General features: G+C 69.6%; 17 protein-coding genes and 3 riboswitches. Of the genes, 9 read left to right on the top strand and 8 right to left on the bottom strand.

The features are described from left to right. Nucleotides 1-7 precede the first annotated feature (7 nt). The gene (locus EV655_RS01415) at nucleotides 8-1,093 is read right to left on the bottom strand and encodes an ABC transporter ATP-binding protein (RefSeq protein ID WP_132540665.1); all 1,086 of its coding nucleotides are present in this window, start codon (nucleotides 1,091-1,093) and stop codon (nucleotides 8-10) included. Then, nucleotides 1,086-2,633 carry an FGGY-family carbohydrate kinase gene (locus EV655_RS01410; RefSeq protein WP_132540662.1) on the bottom strand — a complete coding sequence of 516 codons (1,548 nt, stop codon included), beginning with the start codon at nucleotides 2,631-2,633 and terminating at the stop codon, nucleotides 1,086-1,088. Before EV655_RS01410 ends, EV655_RS01415 begins: the two co-directional genes overlap by 8 nt. Nucleotides 2,634-2,884: 251 nt before the next feature. Here EV655_RS01410 and EV655_RS01405 point away from each other — a divergent pair, with 251 nt between their 5' ends. The 4 genes from EV655_RS01405 to EV655_RS01390 all read left to right on the top strand — a co-directional run bounded on the left by EV655_RS01405 (nucleotide 2,885) and on the right by EV655_RS01390 (nucleotide 7,695). Further along, nucleotides 2,885-4,567 (top strand): glycerol-3-phosphate dehydrogenase/oxidase, encoded by a 1,683-nt coding sequence (locus tag EV655_RS01405; protein ID WP_243644947.1) that lies wholly within the window; start codon nucleotides 2,885-2,887, stop codon nucleotides 4,565-4,567. A gap of 107 nt (nucleotides 4,568-4,674) precedes the next feature. Next, nucleotides 4,675-5,376, top strand: coding sequence for a GntR family transcriptional regulator (locus tag EV655_RS01400; protein ID WP_243644946.1), 702 nt, complete (start codon nucleotides 4,675-4,677; stop codon nucleotides 5,374-5,376). A gap of 85 nt (nucleotides 5,377-5,461) precedes the next feature. Further along, nucleotides 5,462-6,190, top strand: a complete 729-nt coding sequence (locus EV655_RS01395) for a class II aldolase/adducin family protein (protein ID WP_132540653.1) — start codon at nucleotides 5,462-5,464, stop codon at nucleotides 6,188-6,190. Between the two features lie 2 nt (nucleotides 6,191-6,192). After that, a complete protein-coding gene (locus EV655_RS01390; protein ID WP_132540650.1) occupies nucleotides 6,193-7,695 on the top strand; it encodes a glycerol-3-phosphate dehydrogenase in 1,503 nt (500 codons plus the stop codon). A 9-nt stretch (nucleotides 7,696-7,704) separates the two neighbouring features. Here the strand turns inward: EV655_RS01390 and EV655_RS01385 are convergent, their stop codons facing one another. The 6 genes from EV655_RS01385 to metH form a co-directional block, all read right to left on the bottom strand. Then, the gene (locus tag EV655_RS01385; RefSeq protein ID WP_132540647.1) at nucleotides 7,705-8,598 is read right to left on the bottom strand and encodes an amino acid ABC transporter permease; all 894 of its coding nucleotides are present in this window, start codon (nucleotides 8,596-8,598) and stop codon (nucleotides 7,705-7,707) included. 54 nt (nucleotides 8,599-8,652) lie between these two features. Continuing rightward, nucleotides 8,653-9,486 carry a transporter substrate-binding domain-containing protein gene (locus tag EV655_RS01380; protein WP_165905231.1) on the bottom strand — a complete coding sequence of 278 codons (834 nt, stop codon included), beginning with the start codon at nucleotides 9,484-9,486 and terminating at the stop codon, nucleotides 8,653-8,655. A gap of 36 nt (nucleotides 9,487-9,522) precedes the next feature. Continuing rightward, nucleotides 9,523-10,371 carry an amino acid ABC transporter permease gene (locus EV655_RS01375; RefSeq protein ID WP_132540644.1) on the bottom strand — a complete coding sequence of 283 codons (849 nt, stop codon included), beginning with the start codon at nucleotides 10,369-10,371 and terminating at the stop codon, nucleotides 9,523-9,525. A 184-nt stretch (nucleotides 10,372-10,555) separates the two neighbouring features. Then, nucleotides 10,556-11,818 carry an MgtC/SapB family protein gene (locus tag EV655_RS01370; protein WP_132540641.1) on the bottom strand — a complete coding sequence of 421 codons (1,263 nt, stop codon included), beginning with the start codon at nucleotides 11,816-11,818 and terminating at the stop codon, nucleotides 10,556-10,558. 79 nt (nucleotides 11,819-11,897) lie between these two features. Beyond that, the gene (bluB, locus tag EV655_RS01365) at nucleotides 11,898-12,584 is read right to left on the bottom strand and encodes a 5,6-dimethylbenzimidazole synthase (protein WP_132540638.1); all 687 of its coding nucleotides are present in this window, start codon (nucleotides 12,582-12,584) and stop codon (nucleotides 11,898-11,900) included. 42 nt (nucleotides 12,585-12,626) lie between these two features. Further along, nucleotides 12,627-12,807, bottom strand: a riboswitch (cobalamin riboswitch). 28 nt (nucleotides 12,808-12,835) lie between these two features. Beyond that, the gene (gene metH, locus EV655_RS01360) at nucleotides 12,836-16,597 is read right to left on the bottom strand and encodes a methionine synthase (RefSeq protein WP_132540636.1); all 3,762 of its coding nucleotides are present in this window, start codon (nucleotides 16,595-16,597) and stop codon (nucleotides 12,836-12,838) included. 117 nt (nucleotides 16,598-16,714) lie between these two features. Beyond that, nucleotides 16,715-16,923: riboswitch (cobalamin riboswitch) on the top strand. Between the two features lie 34 nt (nucleotides 16,924-16,957). On the opposite strand from metH, the gene EV655_RS01355 reads away from it, so the two are divergent. From EV655_RS01355 to cobN, 5 genes are all read left to right on the top strand, one after another. Beyond that, nucleotides 16,958-17,332, top strand: coding sequence for a hypothetical protein (locus tag EV655_RS01355; RefSeq protein WP_132540633.1), 375 nt, complete (start codon nucleotides 16,958-16,960; stop codon nucleotides 17,330-17,332). A 46-nt stretch (nucleotides 17,333-17,378) separates the two neighbouring features. Continuing rightward, nucleotides 17,379-19,910, top strand: coding sequence for an FAD-dependent tricarballylate dehydrogenase TcuA (gene tcuA / locus EV655_RS01350; protein WP_279389322.1), 2,532 nt, complete (start codon nucleotides 17,379-17,381; stop codon nucleotides 19,908-19,910). Between the two features lie 35 nt (nucleotides 19,911-19,945). Beyond that, nucleotides 19,946-20,159, top strand: a riboswitch (cobalamin riboswitch). A 118-nt stretch (nucleotides 20,160-20,277) separates the two neighbouring features. After that, nucleotides 20,278-20,658, top strand: a complete 381-nt coding sequence (locus tag EV655_RS01345) for a DUF1636 family protein (protein ID WP_243644945.1) — start codon at nucleotides 20,278-20,280, stop codon at nucleotides 20,656-20,658. Further along, nucleotides 20,655-21,692 (top strand): cobalamin biosynthesis protein CobW, encoded by a 1,038-nt coding sequence (gene cobW, locus EV655_RS01340; RefSeq protein WP_132540627.1) that lies wholly within the window; start codon nucleotides 20,655-20,657, stop codon nucleotides 21,690-21,692. The genes EV655_RS01345 and cobW overlap by 4 nt, the downstream gene beginning before the upstream one ends. Before the next feature lie 6 nt (nucleotides 21,693-21,698). Then, a complete protein-coding gene (cobN, locus tag EV655_RS01335; RefSeq protein ID WP_132540624.1) occupies nucleotides 21,699-24,995 on the top strand; it encodes a cobaltochelatase subunit CobN in 3,297 nt (1,098 codons plus the stop codon). Nucleotides 24,996-25,052 lie beyond the last annotated feature (57 nt).

The raw sequence follows: 25,052 nt of genomic DNA, 5'->3' as shown, positions 1-25,052 counted from the left end.
GGGCGCCTCAGGCTGCAGCGGCATAGGAGGCGGGCAGGGCCAGCCTCCCGTCCGCCTCGAACAGGTAGACATGCGCGGGGTCGAGCATCAGGCTGATCTCGGTGCCCGGGTCGAAATGGTGCACGCCGTGCAGCAGCGCGACCCAGTTGTCCGCGCCGTGGGTCAGGTGCAGAAAGGTTTCCGACCCGGTGATCTCGGCGATGCCGAGGGTGCAGCGGAATGCCACCGCCGCGCCCGAATGTGCCTCGAAGCGCAGGTGGTTGGGTCGGAACCCCGCGCGGTATAGCCCGTCCGGCAGGCCGGCAAAGGCGCCGTCCGCCGGGGCGTGGATGCCCTCGCCGAAGGTCAGCGAATGGCCCTGCTTGCGGCAGGGGGCAAAGTTCATCGGCGGATCGGAATAGACCCGGGCGGTGATCGCGTCGTTCGGTCGGCGATAGACCTCGGGGGCCGGTCCGAACTGGGTGATCCGCCCCTCCCACAACGTCGCGGTATTGCCGCCGAGCAGCAGCGCCTCTTCGGGTTCGGTGGTGGCGTAGACGAAGATGGCGCCGCTTTCGCGGAAGATCCGCGGAATTTCGGCGCGCAGTTCCTCGCGCAGCTTGTAGTCGAGATTGGCAAGCGGTTCGTCCAGCAGGACAAGGTCGCTGTCCTTGACCAGCGCCCGGGCCAGCGCGCAGCGCTGCTGCTGGCCGCCCGACAGTTCCAGAGGCTTGCGGTCCAGCAGCGCCGTCAGCCGCAGCATCTCGGCGGTGCCGCGCACCGCCCGGTCGATTTCGGCCCGGCTCTTGCGCATCAGGCGCAGCGGCGAGGCGATGTTGTCGTAGACCGTCATCGAGGGGTAGTTGATGAACTGCTGGTAGACCATCGCCACCTTGCGGTCCTGCACCCGCATGCCGGTGACGTCGCGGCCATGGGCAAAGACCCGGCCTTCGGTCGGGATGTCGAGCCCTGCCATCAGCCGCATCAGCGAGGTCTTGCCCGACAGGGTCGGCCCCAGCAGGACGTTCATCGTGCCCGGCTGCAGCGTCAGGTCCGTGGACTGGATGTGGACCCTTCCCCGCACGCTTCTCGATACGCCGCGCAGCTCAAGCATGGGCGGACTCCGGTGCCGTGGTGGCGGCGTGCGGGGCAGGGGTGGTCATGACCGCCGCCATCGCGTCGCGCAGGGCGCAGTACTTGGGGTATTTCGCCAGATGCACCGCGCCGCGCGCCGCGTCACCCTCGTGGCGCCGCGCGATCCCGGCCATCGCCGCGATCGCCTCGGCCAGCGACCCATGGGCGCCCGCCCCGGTCGCCGCGCAGATCGCCGTGCCGAGCGCACCGAATTCCGAGCCCGCCGGAACCTCGACCGGCAGGCCGAGGATATCGGCGAACATCTCGGACCAGTGGGCGCTGCGCGAGGCGCCCCCCGTGAGGCGGATCACCTCGGGGCGCGCGGCCTGTGCGCCGGTCAGCGCGAGGTCGATATCGGCCTTGTGGGCAAAGACGATGCCCTCGAAGATCGCCAGCATCGCCTTGTCGAAGCTGGTCCGGGCCGTCATCCCCACAAGCCCCGCCGGCGCGCCTTCGGGCCCGCCGAAGAGATAGGGGAAGAACATCGCATTGGTGTGCTGGCCGCGAACCCGCCGGACCGCCGAGTTGACGACATCGTAGATGTCGCCGCCGGTTTCCAGCCCGCCGCCATGCTGCAACAGCGTCTTGACCACCCATTCGAGGTTCGAGGCCGACGTGGCCGAGCCCTGCACCGCCAGCCAGCCTCCCAGCGGATAGGCGAATTGCAGCATCGGGACCGCGTCCATCTTGGGCGCGTCCCGGTGCAGCGTCGAGGCGATCGAAAAGGTCCCGGCGACCACGCTCATCTGGGCGGGGTCGGTGACCATCGAGGCCATGGCCGAGGCCGCCATGTCCACCGTGCCACGCACCACCGGCGTGCCCTGCCGCAGCCCGGTCAGCGCGGCCGCCTCGGCCGTGACATGGCCGACCACTTCATCCGAGGGGCCGATCTCGGGCAGCCGGGGCAGCCACGCCTCCATTCCGAGCAGGCGCAGCGCCTCTTCGGCATAGCGCCCTGTGGCCACCTCGATCAGCCCCGCGCTGCCGGCATCGGTAAAATCGGTCGACAGGTCGCCGCACAGCCGTCCACGCAGGAAATCCTTGCAGAACGACACGGTATGCGTCCGCTCCAGCACCTCGGGTTCGTGCCGTTGCAGCCAGGCGAGCAGCGCGAGGCTCTGGCCCGGCCAGACGATCTGGTTGATCAGTTGCGCGGCGTCTGCGGCGCGGCCATCCGCGGTCCATTCCGCCAGCATCGCCGCCGTCCGGCCGTCGGTCGAGACGATCCCGGGGCGTACCGGGTTGCCGCCGCGGTCAAGCAGGTAAAGCCCGCTGCCATATCCCGACACGCTGATCGCGGCCACGTCGCCCGGATCGGTGCCGCTTTGTTCAAGCACATGGGCGATCGCGTCCGAGGCGGCGCGCCACATGCCGTCGGCGTCACGCTCGGTCCATCCGAGGTGCGGGAAGGTGGTCACGTTCCTGCTGCGCGCGCAGGATTTCTCGTGGCCCGACAGATCGAAGAGCGCAGCCTTCGTCATCGTGCCACCGGCGTCGATGCCGATCACGCAATCACCCATTGTCTCCTCCCTGTGGCCGAGTTCGCGGGCGCCGACTCGGCAACTTGTTATTACGAGTGGAGGTTAGGGGTCGCTTTCAACATGTCAAGCATGTGAATATATTCAAAAAATCAAAGGTGATGCTGCTGCGGCGCGGCAATTTCGTTGGCTTCTGCAGCAAACTTGTAATTACAACATTGCGTAAGCAAGCTGTGGCGGGCGGCAGGGATTCGCCCGGCCATCGGAGGGTTGGCATGCGAATGAGGGCGGAGTTGCTCGAAAGTCTGCGGACAGGGCCCGCGCCCGGGATCCTGATTGTCGGCGGGGGCATCAACGGGGTGGGCACGTTTCGCGATCTTGCGGCCCAGGGGGTTCCATCGCTGCTGGTCGAGGCCGGCGATTTCGCGTCCGGCACCAGCGCCGCGCCATCGCGGCTGATCCATGGCGGCCTGCGCTACCTGGAAACCGGCGAGGCCGCGCTGGTGCGCGAGTCGCTGCTGGAACGCAATCTGCTGTTGCGGAACGCGCGCCACGTGGTCCACCCCCAGCCGGTATGGATCCCGCTGCGCAGTTGGTTCGGCGGCAGCCTCGCGGCCGCCGCGCGGCTGGCGCGGCTGAAGAAGACCCCGGGGCGCAAGGGGGCGGTTCCGGTCGCCATCGGGCTGATGGTCTACGATCTCTTCGGGCGCGAATTGCGCAGCATGCCGACCCATCGGATGATCGGCGCCGCCGAGGCGCACCGGGCGGTGCCCGCGCTGTCGCCCGGGGTGAAGGCCGTGGCGGAATTCCACGACGCCCGGATCAGCCATCCCGAGCGGCTGGTCCTTGAACTGGTGGCCGATGCCGAGGCGGATTGCCCGGACGCCATGGCCATTCCCTATCTTGCGGCGGGTATGCAGCGGGACGGGCACGTGACGCTGCACGACCGCCTGACGGGCCAGAGCCTGAGCGTTGCGCCCCGTGTCGTCGTCAACGCTTCGGGCGCATGGGTCGACCGGGTGCAGGGCGATCTGGGCATCCCGGGGCGGTTGATGGGCGGGACGCGCGGCACGCATCTGGTGATGCGCAATCCGGCGCTGTCGCGCGATCTCGGCGGGCGGATGCTCTATTTCGAAACCAGCGACCATCGGGCCTGTCTCGCGCTGCCGCTGGACGCGGCGCATGTCTATGTCGGCACGACCGACATCCGGACCGACGACCCGGACGACCGGCGCTATACCGAGGCGGAAATCGACTACATCTTCGACGTGCTGAGACCGGTTCTGCCCGATGTCGACTGGCGGCCCGAGGACATCGTCTTCGTGATGGCCGGGGTCCGGCCGCTGCCGTTTCAGGATGCCGGGGTCAAGGCGGCGGGCGCGATCAGCCGGGATCACCGTGTCGACGGCTTTCCTGCGGTTGCCGGGCGGCCGTTCGAGACCTTCACGCTGGTCGGCGGCAAGTGGACCACCTACCGCGCCCTTGCCGAGCAGGCGGCGGACAGGGTGCTGGCGCATCTCGGCACTCCGCGCCAGCGGTCCACCCGGGCGCTGGCCATCGGCGGCGCGCGGGATTTCCCGCAGGACCCGTCCGGGCGCCGCGACTGGGCGCGGGCGCTGGCCGCACGGACCGGGCTTGGCCCCGACCGGTGCGCGGAACTGGCAGGGCGCTACGGCAGCCATGCATGCGCCTTTGCCGAGGCCGAGCGCGGCGATCCCCGTGCCTTCGGTGCACTCAAGGGTTATACCCCCGCCGAAATCGGGTTGATCTGCCGGTCGGAGCGGGTATCCCGGCTGGAGGATGTGGTCCTGCGGCGCACGCTGATGGCGTTCGAAGGCCGCACCGGGCGCGCCGCGCTCGAAGAGGTGGCGGAAATCGCGGCGGTGGCGCTTGGCTGGGACAATGTGCGCCGCGACAGGGAGGTGGCGAACGTGGTGGCCTTGTTGCAGGATGAACACCGGGTCGCCGTGACATGAGCCGACAGGCCGGAACCGGGAAAACCCCCCTTCCCGATCGGATCGCGGGCAGGCCGCCGCCTGGCGCCCCGCTGCGGACGGATCGCGGCGCGGCCGTTCCGCTCTGGATGCAGGTCAAGCAGGCGCTGACGGCGATGATCCGCGAAACCGGCCTGTCCGAACATGACCGCCTGCCGTCCGAGGCCGAGCTGTGCCGGCATTTCGGCGTCTCGCGCACGGTGGTGCGCGAAGCGCTGGCGCAACTTGTCAACGAGGGGATGATCTACCGCCTTCAGGGCAAGGGTGCCTTCGTCCACGGCTATCGCGAGGAACAGAGCTTTGCCGCATCGACCGTCGGATTCAGCGGCGAACTGGAGGAAAAACGCCGATCGGTCACACGCCGCGTGCTGCGGCAGGAACTGATCGCGCCAACCCCGCGGATGCAGCGTTTCCTGCAGATCGGCCCGGACGAACGCGTGGTCGCCGTCGACCGGGTGATGAGCGTCGAGGGTGTTCCGCGCGCCATCGTGCGCTGGGCGATGCTGGAGCGGGTGGTTCCCGGGCTCGATTCCCTTCCCTTGCACAACCGCTCGCTCTACGACACGATCTCGCGCCAGTACGGAATTCGCCTTGTGCGGGCCGAACGGTGGATCGAGGCGGTGTCGCTGTCGCGCACCGATGCAGGACTTCTCGCGGTACGGCAGGGCAAGTCTGCGCTATGTGTCGAATCCGTGGGGTCCAGCGACCTGCATACCGCGATCGAATACTACACCGCGCTGTTCCTGACCGATCGCTCGCGGCTGCGGATCGTCGTGTCCGGGCCGTCCTGAAACCGTGTCGGCGCGCGTGCCGCCGATACCCGTGGCCGGGGCCTGGAAACGCGCCCCCCGCCCCCCTCTTTCGACAGGAGTTCCAATGAAGAAAGCCGAAAAAGACCTTCGCCAGGCGATCATCGACCAGTGCCGGTTCATGAACGGCTGCGGTCTGAATCAGGGCACGTCGGGCAACATCTCGGCCCGGTTCGAGGACCGGATGCTGATCACGCCCTCGGCCACGCCCTATGACAGGATGACGCCCGAGATGATCGCCGCGATGCCCTTCGACGCCGACTATGGCACATGGGAGGGGCCGCTGAAGCCTTCGACCGAATGGCGGTTTCATTTCGACATCCTGAAGGCCCGCACCGACATGGGCGCGGTGGTGCACGCACACCCGACCCATTGCACGGCGCTGGCCATCGCGCGCAAGGAAATCCCGGCCTGCCACTACATGATCGCGGCCTTCGGCGGGACCAATGTGCGCTGTGCGCCCTATGCGCGCTATGGCACCGCCGAGCTGTCGGTGTTGGCCATCGAGGCGTTGCACGGCCGGACCGCCTGCCTGCTGGCCAACCACGGCTCGATCGCCCTTGGCGAGGATCTCGACAAGGCGATGTGGCGCGCCGTCGAGCTTGAGGCGCTCGCGCGGCAATACTACCTGTCGCTTTGTATCGGGGGGCCGGTGCTGCTGAGCGATGCCCAGATCGCCGAAGCGATGCAGGGCTTCAGTTCGTACGGTGTCCAGGACGATTACAAGGATGTCGCCGCCGGACCACCGCAAGCGGGCAAGCCGGCCAGGGCGAAGAAGAGCGGGAAGAAGGGCTGAGCATGACCGGCATGGTCGATCTTCTGGTGATCGGCGGTGGGATCAACGGGGCCGGCGTCGCGCGGGATGCCGTCGGACGCGGGCTGTCGGTGGTGCTGGCGGAAAAGGACGATCTGGGCCAGGGAACCTCGTCGCGGTCGGGCAAGTATATCCACGGCGGTCTGCGTTATCTGGAGTATTACGAGTTCCGGCTGGTGCGCGAGGCGTTGATCGAACGCGAGGTGGTGCTCGAAGCGGCGCCGCAACTGGCGTGGCCGATCCGGCTGGTGCTGGTGCACAGCCCCGAACAGCGCCCGCGCTGGCTGATCCGGCTAGGGCTGTTTCTCTACGACCATCTCGGCGGGCGCAAGCGCATCCCCGGCACCAGGGCCGTCCGGCTCGACCGCGCGCCCGAGGGGGATGTCGTGCGCGACGCCTATACCCATGCCTTCGCCTATCACGATGTCTGGGTGGATGATGCGCGCCTCGTGCTGCTGAACGCGCGCGACGCGGCAAGGCGGGGGGCCGAGGTGTTGCCGCGCACCCGCGTCGTCTCGGCCCGGCGCGAGGGCGATCACTGGGTCGCGGTCCTGCAGGCGCAGGACGGCACCACGCGGGACCTCGGCGCCCGTGCCATCGTCAACACCGCCGGTCCCTGGGTCGAGGAGGTGCTGGGCAACGTCGCCGGGGTCAATTCGTCCAAGCGCATCCGGCTGGTCAAGGGCAGCCACATCGTCACCCGGCGCTGGTGGAAAGGCGATCACGGCTATGTCCTTCAGGCGCCGGACCGGCGGCTGATCTTCGTCAATCCCTATTTCGACGACCTTGCGCTGATCGGCACCACGGATATCCCTTTCGAGGGCCGGCCCGAGGACGTGGCGGTTGGCCGGGACGAGGTCGACTATCTGCTGAACATCCTCAACAGCTACTTCAAGACCGCGTTGACCCCGGCTGACGTGGAGTGGGCCTATTCCGGCGTGCGGCCGCTGTTCGACGACGATGCCGCCAAGGGGGCCTCGGCGGTCACGCGGGACTATACGTTCGAACTGGACGGTGGGCCGGGGCGGGCGCCGATCCTGTCGGCCTTCGGCGGCAAGTTGACCACCTATCGCACATTGTCCGAGGCGGCGCTGGCGCGCCTTGTTCCGCGCTTTCCGGGCATGGGCGGGCCCTGGACGGCCACCGCGCCGCTGCCCGGCGGGGACATGCCGGGCGCGGATTTCGAGGCCTGGTTCGCCGGGTTCCACGCCCGCTGGCCCTGGCTGCCCCTGCCGCTCGCCCGGCATTACGCACGCTGCTACGGCACCGAGGCGGATGCGCTGCTGGCGGGCGCGGGCGGCATCGGTGACCTGGGCGCCTGCCTCGGCGGCCTGTTCCACGAACGCGAGGCCCGCTGGCTGATCGACCAGGAATGGGCCCGGACAGCCGAGGACATGCTGTTCCGCCGCACCAAGCACGGCGTGTTCCTGTCCCCCGCCGAGCGTGATCGTGTCGCGGACTGGGTCGCGGCAAACACCGTGGCGTGACGCCCGGCGTCAGCCCGCATCGCGCAACCGCGCGCGGCGCTCCATCCGCGCGAAAAGCCGCGACAGCGCGAAGCACAGCGCGAAATAGAACGCGGCGACGGCGATATAGGTTTCGAAGCGGCGCTGGGTCGAATTGGCGATCTCGGTGCCTGCGAAGGTCAGTTCCTGCACCGAGATCAGCGAGACGATCGAACTGTCCTTGACCAGCATGATGAACTGGTTGGCAAGCGCCGGCGTGACCGCGCGCAGGGCCTGCGGAAAGACCACCAGCCGGAACACCTGCAACGGGCGCAGCCCAAGGCTGCGCGCGGCCTCGATCTGGGCGTCCGGTACCGACAGGATTCCCGCCCGGACGATGACCGCGATATAGGCAGCCTCGAACATCGCAAGGCTCAACACCCCCGCAAGCAGGTTCTCGAACAACTCGGGCGGGCCGAGCAGCAGGTTCACCGCCGCGTGTCCCCATGGCCCCAGCCCGCGCGCCCAGGTGTCGAGCCCCAGCATCGGCAGAAGTTGCGAGGAGACGAAGAAGTAGAAGACGAAAAGGAATACCAGCGGCGGCACGTTGCGGATCACGCCGACATAGGCCAGCGTCGTCAGCCGCGGCAAAAGCCGCGTCCGCGTGGCCAGCACTCCGAGGACGAGGCCCAGAAGGCTTGCGATCAGCATCGCCCAGATCGACAGGCGGATCGTGGTCAGAAAACCTTCCAGCAGGATGTTCGGCTCCCACCAGCCGCTGTCGGTCGGGCGCAGCAGAACACGCGGCAGGAAGGACCAGTCCCATTTGTAGACCAGAACGTCCGCGAGCCGGTGCCAGAGATACGCCGCGAAGGCCAGCACGGCGGCAATCACCAGCGCGTCGACGGGGCCGAAGCGCCGCTTGCGGTCGGGGTCGGGATACATCGGCGGCCTTTCGGTCTGCGGGGGGCGGCGCCCGGCGCCGCCCGCCCCCGATCGCTATTGCGCGACGCGGTCGGCCCAGGGGCGGCCGCCGAACCAGTACGCGTGCCGCTCTGCGAGGAAGCCGTTGGCGGTGTTCACGCGGATCCAGTTGTCGAAGAAGTTCAGCGCATCCGGGTCGCCCTTGCGCAGCGCGAACCCCTCGGCCGAGGGCTGAATCGGCTCGTCGGTCGGTGAAAAGACCGTCTCGGGATTGTCGTAGATGAGGAAGGCGGGTTCGGGCTGCGACGAGATCATCGCGTGCGCATTGCCGTTCATCACCTCCTGGATCACCTGGCTCTGGTCGTCGAACTGGCGCAGGGTCGCGTTGGGAAAGCGTGCGCGGATGTATTCGCAGGGCGTGCTGCCGCGGCGGCAGGCAAAGGTGACGGCGGGGGTGTCATAGCCCTCGGGCCAGGCCAGCCCCGCGGCCGCCTTGATCGAGGCCATGACCCCCAGCGACGAACCCGCATAAGGGTCGGTGAAGTTGACCGTCAGGTTGCGCGCAGGCGTGATCGTCATCCCGCCGATGATCACGTCGAACTTGCCCGACAGCAGCGCCGGGATGATCCCGTCCCAGGCGGTCGGCACGAATTCGACCGCCACGCCCATGTCTTCGGCCAGCCGGGTCGCCACGTCGACCTCGAAGCCGATCAGCTCGCCGTTGGTGTCGCGCATCGCCCAGGGGACGAAGGTCGACAGCCCCACCTTGAGCGCGCCGCGTTTCTTGATCGTCTCGATCACGCTTTCCGACGACAGCGCCCGGGCGGCGTCCTGCGCGAGCGCGGGGGGCGCCTTGATGAAACTCAGCGCCGCGACCGCGGCGAGGATCAGGATATGTAGGGTCTTCACGGCTCTCTCCTGCTGTGGTTGGGGGGTCGTAAGGGCTCAGGCTGCGCGCCGGTCGGGCCGTCGCGCGCGGCGTTCCAGCCAGCCGGCCAGAGCCGACAGGGTCAGGGTCAGGGACAGGTAGACGGCAGCCACCGTCAGCCAGATTTCGAAGGTCAGGAAGGTGGCCGCGATGGCGTCGCGCCCCTCGTTCGTCAGGTCGAAGATGGCGATGGTCGACACGATCGCCGAGTTCTTGATCAGGTTCACCAGCGACGAGGTCAGCGGCGGCAGCATCAGCGGAACGGCCTGCGGCAGCACCACGCGCGCATAGGCGGGAAGCGGGCGCAGGCCCAGCGCCGAGGCGGCCTCCCACTGGCCGCGGGGCACCGACAGGATGCCGCCCCGGATGATCTCGGAGATGAAGGACGCCTCGAACACGGCAAGCGCCAGCACCCCGGTCCAGAACCGGTCGATCCCCAGGATCGGTGAAAGCACGAAGTAGAAAAGATACATCTGCACCAGAAGCGGCGTGTTCCGCACAAGCTCCAGATAGGCCGTCGCCAGCGCATGTCCCGTGAAAGAACGCGACAGGCGCAAAAGTGCAGTCGCAAGCCCGATCGCGAAGGCCAGCAGCGCGCCCCACAAGGTGATCTGCAGCGTGACCAGCAGGCCGCGGACGAACGGGCCCCAGACAAGTTCGCCCTCGACGATGCGGAAGAAGAACGGCGGGATGCGATACCATTGCCAGTTATAGGGCATTCTGCTTGCGCCCTCGATCACGCCCCACAGGATCAGCCCCGCGCCCAGGGCGAAGATCGCCCAGTCCAGACCGTTGCGCCGGCGCAGGTCGCGCCTGGCCGCGCGGCTGTAACGTTCCAGCCGCGCATCCTGTTGTGGTTGGCGCACGAAAACCAACTCCCGCTTGATACCTGCCAACGCTATTGCCGCGGGCGGAAATTACAACCCGCCTTGGCCCGCCTCGGGGACCAAAGGGGCGGGCGCCCGTTTCCCGTGCTCCGATGCAGGCCATGTTGCCTTGGATCGCCTCGGTCTGGCGCTGGCCCGCCTGCCGGAGCATGGGCGGCCGCAGTTATCCGTTGAACCAGAGCACCGCTGCCCCGACCCCCAGAACGGTGCCGTGGACTGCCAGGATCCGCAGGCCGAACGCCCGCCCGCCGACCGCGAAGGCGATGCCGGTCTTGACCGCGGTGTTGACCGAGACCGCCAGAACGATGGCGACCGCGGCGGCGGGCAGGGCGAGATCGGTGCGCGACAGCCGCGCGACCGAGATCGTCAGCGCATCGACATCCGTCAGCCCCGACAGCGCCGCGGCGGCATAGACGCCCCCCTCGCCGAACCAGAGCCTGAAATAGTGGGTGCCGATCAGCACCACGACCAGCACCGCGCCAAAGGACAGCGCCGTTCCCAGGGCAAGTGGATTCGTCAGCCCATCCAGGTCGGCGGCGGACTTGCGTTGCTGTCCCGCCCAAAGCGCCAGGAACCCCGCCCCGGCAAACCCGGTAACGGCCATCGCGACAAGCGGCGGTGCAAGCGGCCCCAGCAGGCCGGGGGCAAAGATCGTGGCCAGCACCAGCACGCGCAGGAAGGTGACCGAGCCGGCGAGAACCACGCCGATTGCCAACATCGGGCCAAGCCGTGCATCCTCGCGCACCAGCCGGGACAGGGCCAGCGTGGTCGAGGTCGACGAGGCCAGCCCGCCGAAAAGCCCCGTGATCACCGCACCAAGCCCCGCCCCGGCAAGTCGCATCGCCGCGTAGCCGAGAAACGACAGCCCCGCCACCACGACCACCGCCCACCACAATTCGTGGGGGTTCAGCGTCTGGCCGGGGCCGAAGGGCCGATCCGGCAGCAATGGAAGTACCACGACCGAGATCACCGCCAGTTGCACCAGCGCGGCCAGTTCGAATTGCCGGATCCGTGCGACCCAGCCGTGCAGCACCCGCTTGAGCGACAGCAGCGCGGTTGCCACTACGGCCGAGGCCGCGGCCGCCCCCATGTCGCCCAGCAGCGCCGCGGCCCCCAGCGCGAAGGTCAGCACCAGCGCCATCTCGGTCGTCAGGCCCAGGTCGTCGTCCGCGCCAAGCTGTGCCCAGTAGGTCACCGCGACCAGCACCGTCACCGCAAGGAAGGCCAGGCCAAGAAAGGTCGGTCCGGTGAACGGGACCAGCCAGCCGCAGATCCCGCCCAGCAGCCCGGTCAGCCCGAAGGTGCGCAGGCCGGCGACCCGCGTGCCCTCGGCCTCGTCGCGGGTGTGCCAGCCGCGCTCGAGGCCGAACAGCAGGCCGATGGCCAGCGCAAGCCCGAGACGCCGGAAAAGCTCGATATCCTCCATCGTCCCGATTTATGCGCCGCGCCGGACAATTTGGCCAGTGCTCTGGTCAGGGGCGACGGCCGCGCCCGCGCAGGCGTGCTCAGCCGTCTTCTTGCCAGCCTTCGTGCATGACCAACTGGTCCAGCGGCAGACGCTGGCGCCAGCCTTTCAGGGCGAGTTCCGGCTCGGCATAGAACGCGTCGACGAAGCCCACGCACAGGTAGGCAACGATCGCCACGCGGTCGGGTACGCCCAGGATCGCGCGCAGGTCGGGTTCATTATAGATGCTGACCCAGCCGACGCCGACCCCTTCGGCCCGGGCGGCCAGCCACAGGTTCTGCACCGCGCAGACCGAGGAATAGAGGTCCATCTCGGGATTGTGGGTGCGGCCCAGCACCACCGGCCCGCAGCGGCTTCGGTCGCAGGTGACGGCGATGTTCAGGGGCGCCTTGAGGATGCCTTCCAGCTTGAGCGCACGATAGGTGCTGCGGGTCTCCTCGGGGAACATCGCCTCGGCCTCGGCATTGGCGGCCTGAAAGGCGCGATGCACCGCGCGGCGGCGGTCGATGTCGCGGACCAGGATGAAGTTCCAGGGCTGCATGAATCCGACCGAGGGCGCGTGATGCGCGGCGTCGAGGATGCGCCAGAGCACGTCGTCGGGGATCGGATCGGGGCGGAACTCGTCGCGGACGTCGCGGCGGCTGCGGATGACCTCGTGGATCGTGTCGCGTTCCTCGGGGGTGAAACGGCGCGCGGAAACGGGCGCCGCGGGGGCGGTGTCGGGCATGATGGCCCTCCTGCTGGACAGCGCCGCCTCGGGTTCCACGCGGGGCGGCCATCTTGCCGGGCCGGTCTTCTGGCTTCGGGTCGTCTGCCGGCAGGCGCCTTCCCGGATCGCTCCAGTGGCCTTGTGCCTGCGGCATCCCCGTCACAGCGGCGGGCCCGCGCCGGTCTTGCACCGGCTTCCCGATTCTCCCCGCGAACGGGGCACCCGGCGGGGCCGCTTATACTCCTCCCGCGATCCGCGGCAAGCCGGTGTCAGGCCGCGGCCTCGGCCCCGCCCGGTGCGGGCGTGTAGTTCAGCACCGGCGCCAGCCAGCGTTCGGCTTCGGCGATGGTGATCCCCTTGCGCGCGGCGTAGTCGGCAACCTGGTCGGCCTCGATCTTGCCGACGCCGAAATAGTGGCTCTCGGGATGGCCAAGATACAGCCCCGAGACCGACGCGCCGGGCCACATCGCCATGCTGTCGGTCAGCCGGATGCCGGTGGCGTTTTCCGCATCGAGCAGGTCGAACAGCGTCCGCTTTTCGGTATGGTCGGGCTGGGCCGGGTAGCCGGGGGCGGGGCGGATTCCGGCATAGGGTTCGCCGATCAGGTCCGCAGGGGCGAACGCCTCGTCCGCCGCATAGCCCCAGAACTCGCGTCGCACTTTTTCGTGCAGCCGTTCGGCCATCGCCTCGGCGAAACGGTCGGCCAGTGCCTTGACGAGGATCGCGTTGAAATCGTCATGCGCCGCTTCGAACCGCTTGGCGATCTCGATTTCCTCGGCCCCGGCGGTCACGGCAAAGCCGCCCACATAATCGGGCAGGCTGCCCTCGGGCGCCACGAAATCGGCCAGCGCGAGGTTCGGCGCCCCGTCCCGCTTGGGGGTCTGCTGGCGGAGGGTGTGGAAGGTGGCCAGCCGGTCGCGCCGATTCTCGTCGCGGTAAAGCCGGATGTCGTCGCCCGCAGCGTTGGCGGGCCAGAACCCCACCACGGCACGCGGGCGGAACCAGCCCTCGGCCACGATCCGGGCCAGCATCTTCTGCGCGTCATCGAACAGGGCGCGGGCCGCCGGGCCCTTTTCCGCGTCGTCAAGGATACGGGGATAGACGCCGCGCATTTCCCAGGCGTGGAAGAACGGCGTCCAGTCGATATAGCGGGCAAGCTCGGCCAGGTCCCAGTCGTCGATCACGCGGGTGCCCAGAAACGAGGGCCGCGTGGCACGATGGCCCGACCAGTCGAGCCGCAGCGCATTTGCCCGCGCCGCCGCCAGCGGCAGCCGGGTCTTGGTCATCTCGCCCCTTGCATGCTTTTCGGCGATGTCGCGGTATTCGTCCCGGATGCCCTGGATATAGCCGGGGCGCTGGCTGTCGCTCAGCAGCGCCGAAACCACGCCCACCGCGCGGCTGGCGTCGGTGACATAGATCGCCTGGTTGCGGGTATAGGCGGGTGCGATCTTGACCGCGGTATGCACCCGGCTGGTGGTCGCGCCCCCGATCAGCAGCGGGATGTCAAAGCCCGCGCGCTCCATCTCGGTCGCCATATGCACCATCTCGTCCAGCGACGGCGTGATAAGGCCCGACAGGCCGATCACGTCCACCTGTTCCTCGCGCGCGACCTTCAGGATCTTCTCGGCGGGCACCATCACGCCCAGGTCGATGATCTCGTAGTTGTTGCAGGCCAGCACGACGCCGACGATGTTCTTGCCGATGTCGTGGACGTCGCCCTTCACGGTCGCCATCAGCACCTTGCCGGCGGTCTGACGCTGGCCGGCCTTTTCGGCCTCCATGTGGGGCAACAGCACGGCGACCGCCTGCTTCATCACGCGCGCCGATTTCACCACCTGCGGCAGGAACATCTTGCCCGCACCGAACAGGTCGCCGACCACGTTCATCCCCGCCATCAGCGGCCCCTCGATCACGTCAAGCGGGCGGGCGGCGGCCAGACGCGCCTCTTCGGTATCGGCCTCGACATATTCGGTGATGCCGTTCACCAGCGCATGTTCCAGCCGCTTTTCCACGGGCAGTTCGCGCCAGCTCAGATCCTTCTCGCGCGCCGGGCCGCCGGCCTGCCCGCGGTAGCGTTCGGCGATCTCGAGCAGCCGCTCGGTTCCGTCTGCGCGGCGGTTCAACACCACATCCTCGCAGGCCTCGCGCAACTCGGGGTCGATGGAATCGTAGACCGCCAGTTGCCCCGCGTTGACGATGCCCATGTCCATCCCCGCCGCGATGGCATGGTACAGGAACACCGCATGCATCGCCTCGCGCACGGGCTCGTTGCCGCGGAAGCTGAACGAAAGGTTCGACACGCCCCCCGACACATGCACATGCGGGCAGTCCGCCCGGATGCGCCGCGTGGCCCCGATGAAATCGACGCCGTAATTGTCATGCTCCTCGATGCCGGTGGCGACGGCAAAGATGTTGGGGTCGAAGATGATGTCCTCGGGCGGGAATTCGGCTTCTTCGGTCAGGATCCTGTAGGCCCGCGCGCAGATCTCGACCTTGCGATCCTCGGTATCGGCCTGGCCCGCCTCGTCGAAGGCCATCACCACCACCGCCGCGCCATAGGCCCGGCAAAGACGCGCCTGCCGCAGGAACGCCGCCTCCCCCTCCTTCAGCGAGATCGAGTTGACCACCGGCTTGCCCTGCACGCATTTCAGGCCCGCCTCGATCACCTCCCATTTGGAACTGTCGATCATCACCGGCACCCGCGCGATATCGGGCTCGGCGGCGACCAGGTTCAGGAAATCGACCATCGCCTGTCTGCTGTCGATCAGCCCCTCGTCCATGTTGACGTCGATGATCTGGGCGCCGTTCTCGACCTGATCCCGCGCGACCTCCAGCGCGGTGGTGTAGTCCTTTTCCTTGACCAGCTTGCGGAAACGGGCCGAGCCGGTGACGTTCGTCCGTTCCCCAACGTTCACGAAGGGGATGTCGGGGGTCAGCGTGAAGGGCTCCAGCCCCGACAGCCGCATCCGCGGCGCGATCTGCGGCACCGCGCGCGGCGCGTGGCCCTGCACCGCCCGCGCGATCGCGGCGATGTGGTCATAGGTCGAGCCGCAGCAGCCGCCAACGACGTTCAGCAGCCCGTCCTTCGCGAAGCCTTCGATCAGCGCGGCCATCTCGTCGGGCGTCTGGTCGTATTCGCCCATCTCGTTGGGCAAGCCGGCGTTCGGATAGGCGCAGACCAGCGTGTCGGCCACGCCCGCCAGTTCCGCCAGATGCGGGCGCATCGCATCGGCCCCCAGCGCGCAGTTCAGCCCCACGGTCAGGGGGCGTGCATGGCGGACAGAGTGCCAGAAGGCGCTGGGCGTCTGCCCCGACAGCGTGCGTCCCGACAGGTCGGTGATCGTGCCCGAGATCATCACCGGCAGGCGCAGGCCGGTTTCGGCAAAGACCTCCTCGCAGGCGAAGATCGCGGCCTTGGCGTTCAGCGTGTCGAAGATCGTCTCGATCAGGATCAGGTCGACGCCGCCCGCGATCAGCCCGCGCAACTGTTCGCCATAGGCGATCCGCAGGTCGTCGAACGTGACCGCGCGATAGCCCGGGTCGTTCACATCCGGGCTGATCGAGGCCGTCCGGTTCGTCGGCCCCAGCGCGCCCGCCACGAAGCGGCGGCGGCCATCCTCGGCCTCTGCCCGGTCCATCGCCTTGCGTGCCAGCCGTGCGCCCGCCTCGTTCAGGGCGAAGACCTTGTCCTCCAGCCCGTAATCCGCCTGCGCGATGGCGGTCGAGGAAAAGGTGTTGGTCTCGACGATATCGGCCCCGGCCATGGCATAGCGATAATGGATGTCCTCGATCGCCTCGGGCCGGGTCAGGTTCAGAAGGTCGTTGTTGCCCTTCTGCGGCTTGTCGCCGTGGACATGACAGCCGCACCCCCCGCCACAGCCGGTGAAGTCGTCCTCGCCAAGGCCAAGCTTCTGGATCTGCGTGCCCATCGCCCCGTCGAGGATCAGGATGCGCTCGCGTGCGGCGGTGCGAATGGCCTCGAATACCGGCGACACGGGAAGATGGGCGGGGGATTGGACATGCTGCGTCATGGTCGGCATATGGGCCATCGCCGCCTAGGAGTCCAATTCATCTTCGTCACGATGATTATGAGGATTGTTCACATTCTCAGCCGCCGGGCGGTGCGATTGACGGGCACGGCTGCGATACGGTATCGAAATGGCGATGGTTCCCGCGGTGCCATATGCCGCGGGTGAAAAGGGAATGTGGTGCGCCGGTGCCCCGGCAATTCCGCGACTGCCCCCGCAACTGTAGGCGGCGAGCTACCCCGAGGCGACCACTGGGCCGATAGGCCCGGGAAGGATCGGGCAAGCCCAGACCCGCGAGTCAGGAGACCTGCCATCGTCACGACCTGTTGGATCCGGGCGGGGTGCCCCGGAAAGGAGGCCATGATGGTGCAACGCAGGGTGCCGCCGCGCCCGTTTAACAACGCCGCCAGCCAGCCCGGCGGGCCGGGGCGGCCGATGATGCTCGAGATGGTGCTGATGCAGATGCAGGCCTCGACCGCCAGTTCCGCGCGCGCCCGCGAGATCGGCCAGCTTGCCTTCATGCAATGGCTGGGCGGACTGCCGGGCGGATGCGATTTCATCGCCGCGGCGCGTTCGGCGCTGGCGCGGGTCGATGCCGCGGGCGAGGCTACGCCCGCGCTGGATACCTTCCGGATGCTTCTGGCGGCGTCGGTCCAGATGCCGCCGCAGCCGCTTGACCTGCGCCTGCCGGAACCCCGCCGCCGCGGCGGCGCCCGCGCCCGCCGGATGCCGCTTTAGCCATGGGGGGCGGGGGCCGGGCGCGCGCCGGTGCGAAGGTGCGCGGATGAACGCCGCCGCAGGGCCGGACGCCACGGCCAAGGCCCCCCTGACCACAGGCGTCCTGGTGATTGGTTGCGGTTTCGCAGGGCTCTGCGCGGCGATCGAGGCGCGGCTGGCAGGCGCCCATGTGACGCTGATCGACGCCGCCCCCGCGCATCTGCGGGGCGGCAATGCCCGCCATTCCCGCAACATCCGGCTGGTGCATGAGGCCGAGACGCCGTGGCAGCGGGCGCGATATCCGGCAGGGGACTTTCTGGCCGACCTCGCGCGGATCGGCGCGCCCGACCTGGCACTTGCCGAGGTTCTGGCCCGCGGGTCTGCCGATCTTGGCCCATGGCTTGCCGCACAGGGTGTGGCGTTCGAACCCTGGGCCGAGGGCAACCTGCCCTGGTCGCGCCGCACTGCCTTTTTCCGGGGCGGCGGGCAGGCGATGGTCAACGCGCTCTGCCGCCGGGCGGCAAGGCTGGGCATCGACATCCGCCACGGCTGGCAGGTCGCGGCGCTCGACCCCGCTGCCCTTGGCGCCGGTGGTGCGGCGGTGCGGATCGTTGCCGACACGCCCGACGGGACATGGCCGGTCGAGGCCGCCGCGCTGGTGCTGGCCTCGGGTGGCTATGGGGCCGACCGCGCTCAGCTTGCGGCGCATCTGGGGCCGGGGGCCCATGGCATCGCCAATCGCGGCACGCCCCACCAGCGGGGCGGGCCGCTGCTCTGGCTGCTGGCGCAGGGGGCGGCATCGGCAGGCAGGCCCGGTGACGGCCATCTGGTGGCGGTGGACGCCCGCGCGCCGATGGACGATGCGGGGATCGTCAGCCGGGTGGACGGGATGTATCTGGGCCTGGTGGTGGGCGCGGACGGTCGGCGGATGCGGGACGAGGGCGAGGTCGCCGGCCCCGCGCGCTATTCCCACTGGGGGCATATCCTCGCCGCACGCGACGATCCCCGCGGCTGGCTGATCCTGGGGGCCGGGGGCGCTGTGCGACTGCCGCCGATGCTCCATCCGCCGATCGCGGCCGATGGTCCCGGCGCGCTGGCCCGGCTGTGCGGGATCGATCCGGAGGGGTTGGCCGCAACCCTGGCCGAAATCACCGCCGACCCGCCGCCGATCCCGCCGCGCACCGTGTCCGAGGCTGCGCCGTTGGTCCCGCTGACCGGCGCGCTGGTGGCGATCCCGATGCGGCCGGGCCTGTCCTTTACCCGGCACGGGGTCGCCGTGGACGACCGGGCGCGGGTGCGCCTTGCCGCGGGCGGGGTGGCGCCGCGGATGTTCGCGGCCGGGGCGGCGATGTGCGGCGCGGTGCTGGGCGAGGGCTATCTCTCGGGCAGCGCCCTGACCATCGGTGGCGTCTTCGGCCGCATCGCCGGGCGGAACGCGGCCGCGCTGGCGGGGCAGGCGGCTTCGGTCAGGGTGGCCGTCCCGCCGGCCGCCGCGCCAGTGACGTTCCCCACACCGGCCGCAGACCCCGAGGACGAGGCCCGCCGCGCGCTGAACATCTGCAACACCTGCGGCTTCTGCACCGGGCTGTGCGCGGTTTTCCCGGCGGCGCAACTGCGCGAGGGTCTGAGCAGCGGCGATATCCGCCACCTGGCCCATCTCTGCCATGACTGCCGCTCCTGCCACTACGACTGCCAGTACGCCCCACCGCACGACCTGGCGGTGAACCTGCCCGCGGCGCTGGCCGCGATGCGGACCGAGGAGTATCGCGGCGGCCTGCTGCCCCGGGCGCAGGGGGCCCGGATCCTCGCCATGGTCTTCACGGCCTGCCTGATCGGGGTGCCGCTCGCCGCCCTGCTGCTGGTTCCGCCGCAGGCGCTGTTCGCCGTCCATGGGGGACCGGGCAGCTTTTATGCGGTGATCCCGCATGGGATCATGGCGGGCGGCGCGGGGTTGGCCTTCGGCGGCGCGGGTCTCGTGCTGGCGGTCCGGCTCTGGCGGTTCTGGTGCGCGACGGCGGGGCCAAGGGTGCGCCCCGGTGCGCGCCCGCTGGTCCGCGCGCTGGCCGACATCCTGACCCTGCGCAACCTTGGCGGCGGGGCGCCCGGATGCGAGGATCGGAACGGACCGGCGGGGCGGGCGCGGCGATGGAGCCATCACCTCGTCGCCTACGGTTTCGGCCTGACCTTCCTTGCGACGATCGCAGGCGCGGTCCTGCACCACGGGTTCGGCCGCCTTGCCCCCTATTCCGTGGCAAGCCTGCCGGTGGCGCTGGGCACGCTGGGCGGGGTCGCGATGCTGGCGGGTCTTGCGGGGCTAGACCGCGCCCGGCGCCGTGCCGACCGTGCTCCCGCCTCGCCCGGGATGGAAACCGCCGACCGCCTGTTGCGGCTGATGCTGGCCATTGTCGCGGCAACGGGCCTTGCCCTGCTGGCGCTGCGCGACACGGCCGGGATGGGCGTGCTGCTGGCGCTGCATCTGGGCAGCGTTCTGGGACTGGCCCTTTGCCTGCCCTTCGGCAAGCTGTCGCACGGGGCCTATCGTGCGGCGGCCCTGGTGCGCCACGCGGCCGAGCGGGCCGCGCGGGACCACGGCCGCTAGCCCGTCCGGTCCGCTTGACAAGGGGCGTGTCCCGGAGGCATGACAGCCGCGCTGGTGCCTGCCTCCGGGCAGGTGAAAAGGGAATGTGATAAGGACCGCACGGTTCGAAGCGCAGCCGCCCCCGCGACCGTGACCGGACAGGTTGCCCCACCGCCACTGGCCGAAAGGCCGGGAAGGCAGGGCAACCGCCAGGGACAGATGCCCCTGAGATCCGCAAGCCGGGAGACCTGCCAGCCGAGTACGACGTTGAACCGGACGGGGTGTTCCGGTGTCGGGTCCGGCTTCGGCTCTGCCCGTCATCTGCCCTTGTCCCCTGATGAATGGGGCCAGACATGTTGCGATCTTTCCGCCGCCGGGCAGGGCGAGGGTGAGCGCCGCGCGCGGGGACGAGGTGGAACTCCTCGTCTGCACGACCTGCCGCCGCGATGCGCCCGACGGCGCCGAGGCGGCCCGGCCGGGTGCGGTCCTGCATGACGCGCTCATGTCCCACGGCCTGCCCGAGAACGTGCGCCTGAAACCTGTCGAGTGCCTGTCGAACTGCGCTGCGGGCTGCACCATCGTGCTGCGGGGCCCCGGCCGCTGGACCTATGTCTACGGCAATCTCGACGCCAGCCTCGTCACCGTTGTCGCCGAAGGAGCCGCCCGCTACCGCGACGCGGCCGATGGCCTCGTGCCCTGGCGCGAGCGCCCCGAACATTTCCGCAGGAACTGCATCGCCCGCATCCCGCCCCTGGAGGCCCCCGAATGACCGATCTTTCCAAGCTGCCCGTCACCGTCATCACCGGCTTTCTGGGGGCGGGCAAGACCACGCTGATCCGCCACCTGATGCAGAACGCGGGCGGCCGGCGCCTGGCCGTCGTCGTCAACGAATTCGGTGATGTGGGGGTTGATGGCGACATCCTGAAATCCTGCGCGCTGCCCGATTGCCCGGCCGAGAACATCGTCGAACTGGCCAACGGCTGCATCTGCTGCACGGTCGCCGACGATTTCATCCCGACGATCGAGGCGCTGATGGCGCTGGACCCGCGCCCCGATCACATCCTGATCGAAACCTCGGGCCTCGCCCTGCCCAAGCCGCTGCTGAAGGCGTTCGACTGGCCCGACATCCGCGCGCGCATCACCGTGGACGGGGTGATCGCGGTCGCCGATGCCGAGGCCGTGGCGGCGGGAAGGTTCGCCCCGAACCTGGCCGCGGTCGACGCTCAGCGCGCGGCCGATGACAGCCTGGACCACGAAACCCCGCTGTCCGAGGTGTTCGAGGACCAGATTTCCTGTGCCGATATCGTGCTGTTGACCAAACCCGACCTCGCCGGGCCCGAGGGCGTGGCCACCGCGCGCGCCGCGATCGAGGCCGAGGCGCCGCGCAGGTTGCCCGTCGTCGAGGTGACCGAGGGTGCGGTGGATGTGCGCGTCATCCTGGGGATCGAGGCCGCGGCCGAAGACGACCTGCACGCGCGCCCCAGCCACCATGACTCGGCCGGGGACCACGACCACGATGATTTCGACAGCGTGGTGATCGAACTGCCCGAGCAGGAGGACGCTGCCATCCTGACCGGCCGGATCGAGGCGCTGGCGCGGTCGCGGAACATCCTGCGAGTAAAGGGCCATGCCGCGGTTGCGGGCAAGCCGATGCGCCTGCTGGTGCAGGCGGTGGGCGCGCGGGTGCGTCACCAGTACGACCGGCCCTGGCGCGCGGACGAGCCGCGGACCACGCGCCTGGTGGTGATCGCAGAACATGACGACATCGACCCTGCCGCAATCCGCGCCGCGCTGGGAGGCTGAGGCCGGATGCACGTCGTCTTTCGCGAAAGCCACGGGCTGGACGAGACCGGGACGCCCACCGATCTGGGGCAGGATCCCGCCGATCTGGTGGTGCTGTCGTTCTCGGACAGCGATCTTGGCGCGTTCGCGGCGGGCTGGCACCGGGGCGGCGGCCCGGCGGGGGGGATGCCGACACTGCGGCTGGCCAACCTTGCGGCGCTGAGGCACCCGCTGTCGGTCGACACCCATGTCGAGCGCACGCTGTCGGGTGCCAGGGGCATCCTGATCCGGCTGATCGGGGGGCGCGCCTATTGGGATTACGGTCTGGGGCAGGTGCGGGCGCTGGCGCAGGCCAAGGGAATCGCGCTGGCGGTTCTGCCCGCCGATGGCCGGCACGACGCGCGGCTTGACGAGGTCTCGACCCTGCCGATCTCGACGCTGCGCCGCCTTGCCCTGTTGTGCGATGCGGGCGGTGCGGTGGCCGCGCAGGCGGCGCTGGCGCAGATGGCGCTGGCCGCGGGGCTTTATGCCGGGCCGGTGACCGGCGCCAAGGTGGTGCCGCAGGTCGGCGCCTGGGCTCCCGAACCGGGGGTGTGTTGCCCGTTCGCCGATCTCGGCCCGCCGACCGATCGCCCCCGGATCGTGCTGACCTTCTACCGCGCCTACCTGACGGCGGCCGATCTGGACCCGATCGAGGCGCTGTTCGATGCGTTCCGCGCCCGCGGCTGCGATGTCACGGCGCTGTTCGTGCCCTCGCTCAAGGCGCCAGAGGCGGCGCGCTGGCTGGCACGGCAACTGGCGCATCTGCGTCCCGCCGCCGTCCTCAATGCCACCGCCTTTTCGGCCCGGGGCGCGGACGGCGCCTCGCCTCTGGATGCCGCGGGCGTGCCGGTTTTCCAGGTGGCGCTGGCGACCTCGACCGAACGCGCCTGGGCCGAGGCCGAGCGCGGGCTTTCGCCCGCCGATCTGGCGATGCATGTCGTTCTGCCCGAGGTGGACGGGCGTATCTTCGCGGGCGTGGCGTCGTTCAAGGAGCCGGGGGCGCGTGATCCGCACCTGCAATTCGCTCGCCACGCCCACCGCGCCCATCCCGAGCGCGTCGCTGCCATTGTCGATCGGGTGCTGGCCTGGGTCGGGCTTGCCCGCCGCCCCGCCGCCGACAAGCGCCCGGCCATCGTTCTGTCGACCTACCCCGGCAAGCCCTGGCAGATGGCTCATGCGGTCGGGCTCGATGCGCTGGCCTCGGCCGAGGCGGTGCTGGAGGATCTGGGGCAGGGCGGTGTCCCCGTCGCGCCCGGCCGTCCCCTGGCCGACGCGCTGGCGCAGGACCGGCTTGCCTGGCCGGTGTCGGACTACCGCGCGGCACTTGCGCGATTGCCCGAAAGCCTGCGCGAGGCGCTGGACAAGGCATGGGGGCCGCCCGAGGCCGATCCGGCGGTTCAAAACGGCGCGTTCCGGTTTGCCGCCACCCGGCGCGGCGCGGCGCTGGTCGCCCTGCAACCCGAACGCGGCTGCAGCGCCGCGCGTGACGCGGAATACCACGACCTCCAACGCACGCCACGCCATGGCTATGTCGCCTTCTACCTGTGGCTGCGCGAGGCCGCCGGTTGTGACGCGCTGATCCACATGGGCGCGCACGGCACGCTGGAATGGCTGCCCGGCAAGGCGGTGGCACTGTCCGCGGCCTGCTGGCCCGAGGCACTGATCGCCACGCTGCCGGTGATCTACCCCTTCATCGTCAACGACCCCGGCGAGGCCGCCCAGGCCAAGCGCCGGATCGGCGCGGTTACCATCGGACACATCCCGCCACCGCTGCGCCGGGGGGGGACGCCCGACCGGTTCGCCCGGCTGGAAGCGCTGCTCGACGAGTTCTCCAACGCAGACGGGCTTGATCCCAGGCGGCGCGCGCGACTGCAAACGGACATCCGCGCCGAGGCGCAGGCGCTGGGGGTCGAGGACGATCTTGGCCTTGACGCCGCCGCCTGCCCGGCAGAGGCGATCACCCGGATCGACCGTTTTGTCTGTGACATCAAGGACAGCCAGTTCGGCGATGGGCTGCATGTCTTCGGCCGCCTGCCCGCGGTGCCCTGCGGCTTCGACGCCGCCCCGTCCATCGCCGCCGAGCGCGCCGCGCTGGCGGCGGCACTGGCGGGTGGACGGATCGCGCCGGGCCCCTCGGGCTCGCCCTACCGGGGGCGGCGCGACGTGCTGCCCACCGGGCGCAACCTTTTCACCACCGATCCGCGCGCGGTGCCCACCCGGTCGGCCCATGCGCAGGGCGTCAGGATGGCCGAAGACCTGGTGCGCCGCCACCTGCAGGACCATGGCGACTGGCCGCGGGGGCTGGTGGTCGATCTGTGGGGCTCGGCCACGATGCGGACGGCGGGCGAGGATTTCGCCATGGCGCTGCACCTGATGGGCGTGAAACCTGTCTGGGACGAGGGGTCGGAACGGGTCGCCGGCATCGAGGTTCTGCCGGTCGCGATGCTCGACCGGCCCCGGATCGACGTGACCCTGCGCGTCTCGGGGCTGTTCCGGGACGTCTTCCCGACGCTTTCGGCGCTGTTTCAGCAGGCGGTCCGCGCGCTGGCGCTCCGCGACGAGGCGGCTGACTGGAACCCCTATGTCGGGAGTGCGCCGGGGCCGCGGGTCTATGGCCCGGCGCCCGGAAGCTTCGGGCTGGGGATGGGGCTTGCGGCCGAAGACTTCACCGATGCGGCCCGCAGCGCCGCGGGCGAGGCATGGCTTGCCGCCAGCGCCTGGGCGCTGGACGGGGGTGTAGCGCACCGCGACGCCGAGGGCCTGAAGGCCCGTGTCGCCGGGGCCGATGCCTTCGTCCATGCCCAGGACCTGCCCGAGACGGACATCCTGCTTGCAGCCGACTATGCCGCGCACGAGGCGGGCTTTGCCGCCGCGCAGCAGATCACCGGGGGCAAGGCCGCGCTTTACCACCTCGACAACACCGACCCCGGCCGGCCCCGCACCCGGACATTGTCCGAGGAGGTGGCCCGTGTGGTCCGAGCGCGTGCCGCCAATCCCGCCTGGCTGGCCGGGATGCGCCGCCACGGGTTCCGCGGCGCGGCCGAGATCGCGGCGACGCTGGACCATCTGGCGGCCTTCGCGCATCTGGCGGGTGTCGTGCCGCCGCACCTGTTCGACCTATACCACGAGGTAACGCTGGGCGACGAAGACCTGACCGGTTTCATGGCCGACGCGAATCCCGAGGCGCTTGCCGCGCTTCGCGACTGCTTTGCGGCGCTTCAGGCAGCCGGGCTGTGGCAGACCCGCCGCAATTCCATCGCCGCAGGGGTGGGTCTGCGCTAGGCTTGTCTCCCCTCCCGGGCGACGCTACGGCGCGTTTCGCCCTTGCCTTGGGGTGTT

This window comes from Rhodovulum euryhalinum (genome assembly GCF_004342445.1).
GTDB classification, from domain to species: Bacteria; Pseudomonadota; Alphaproteobacteria; order Rhodobacterales; family Rhodobacteraceae; genus Rhodovulum; species Rhodovulum euryhalinum.
Note: the sequence above shows the minus strand (reverse complement) of the source record. Positions and strands in the feature narration are given on the sequence as shown.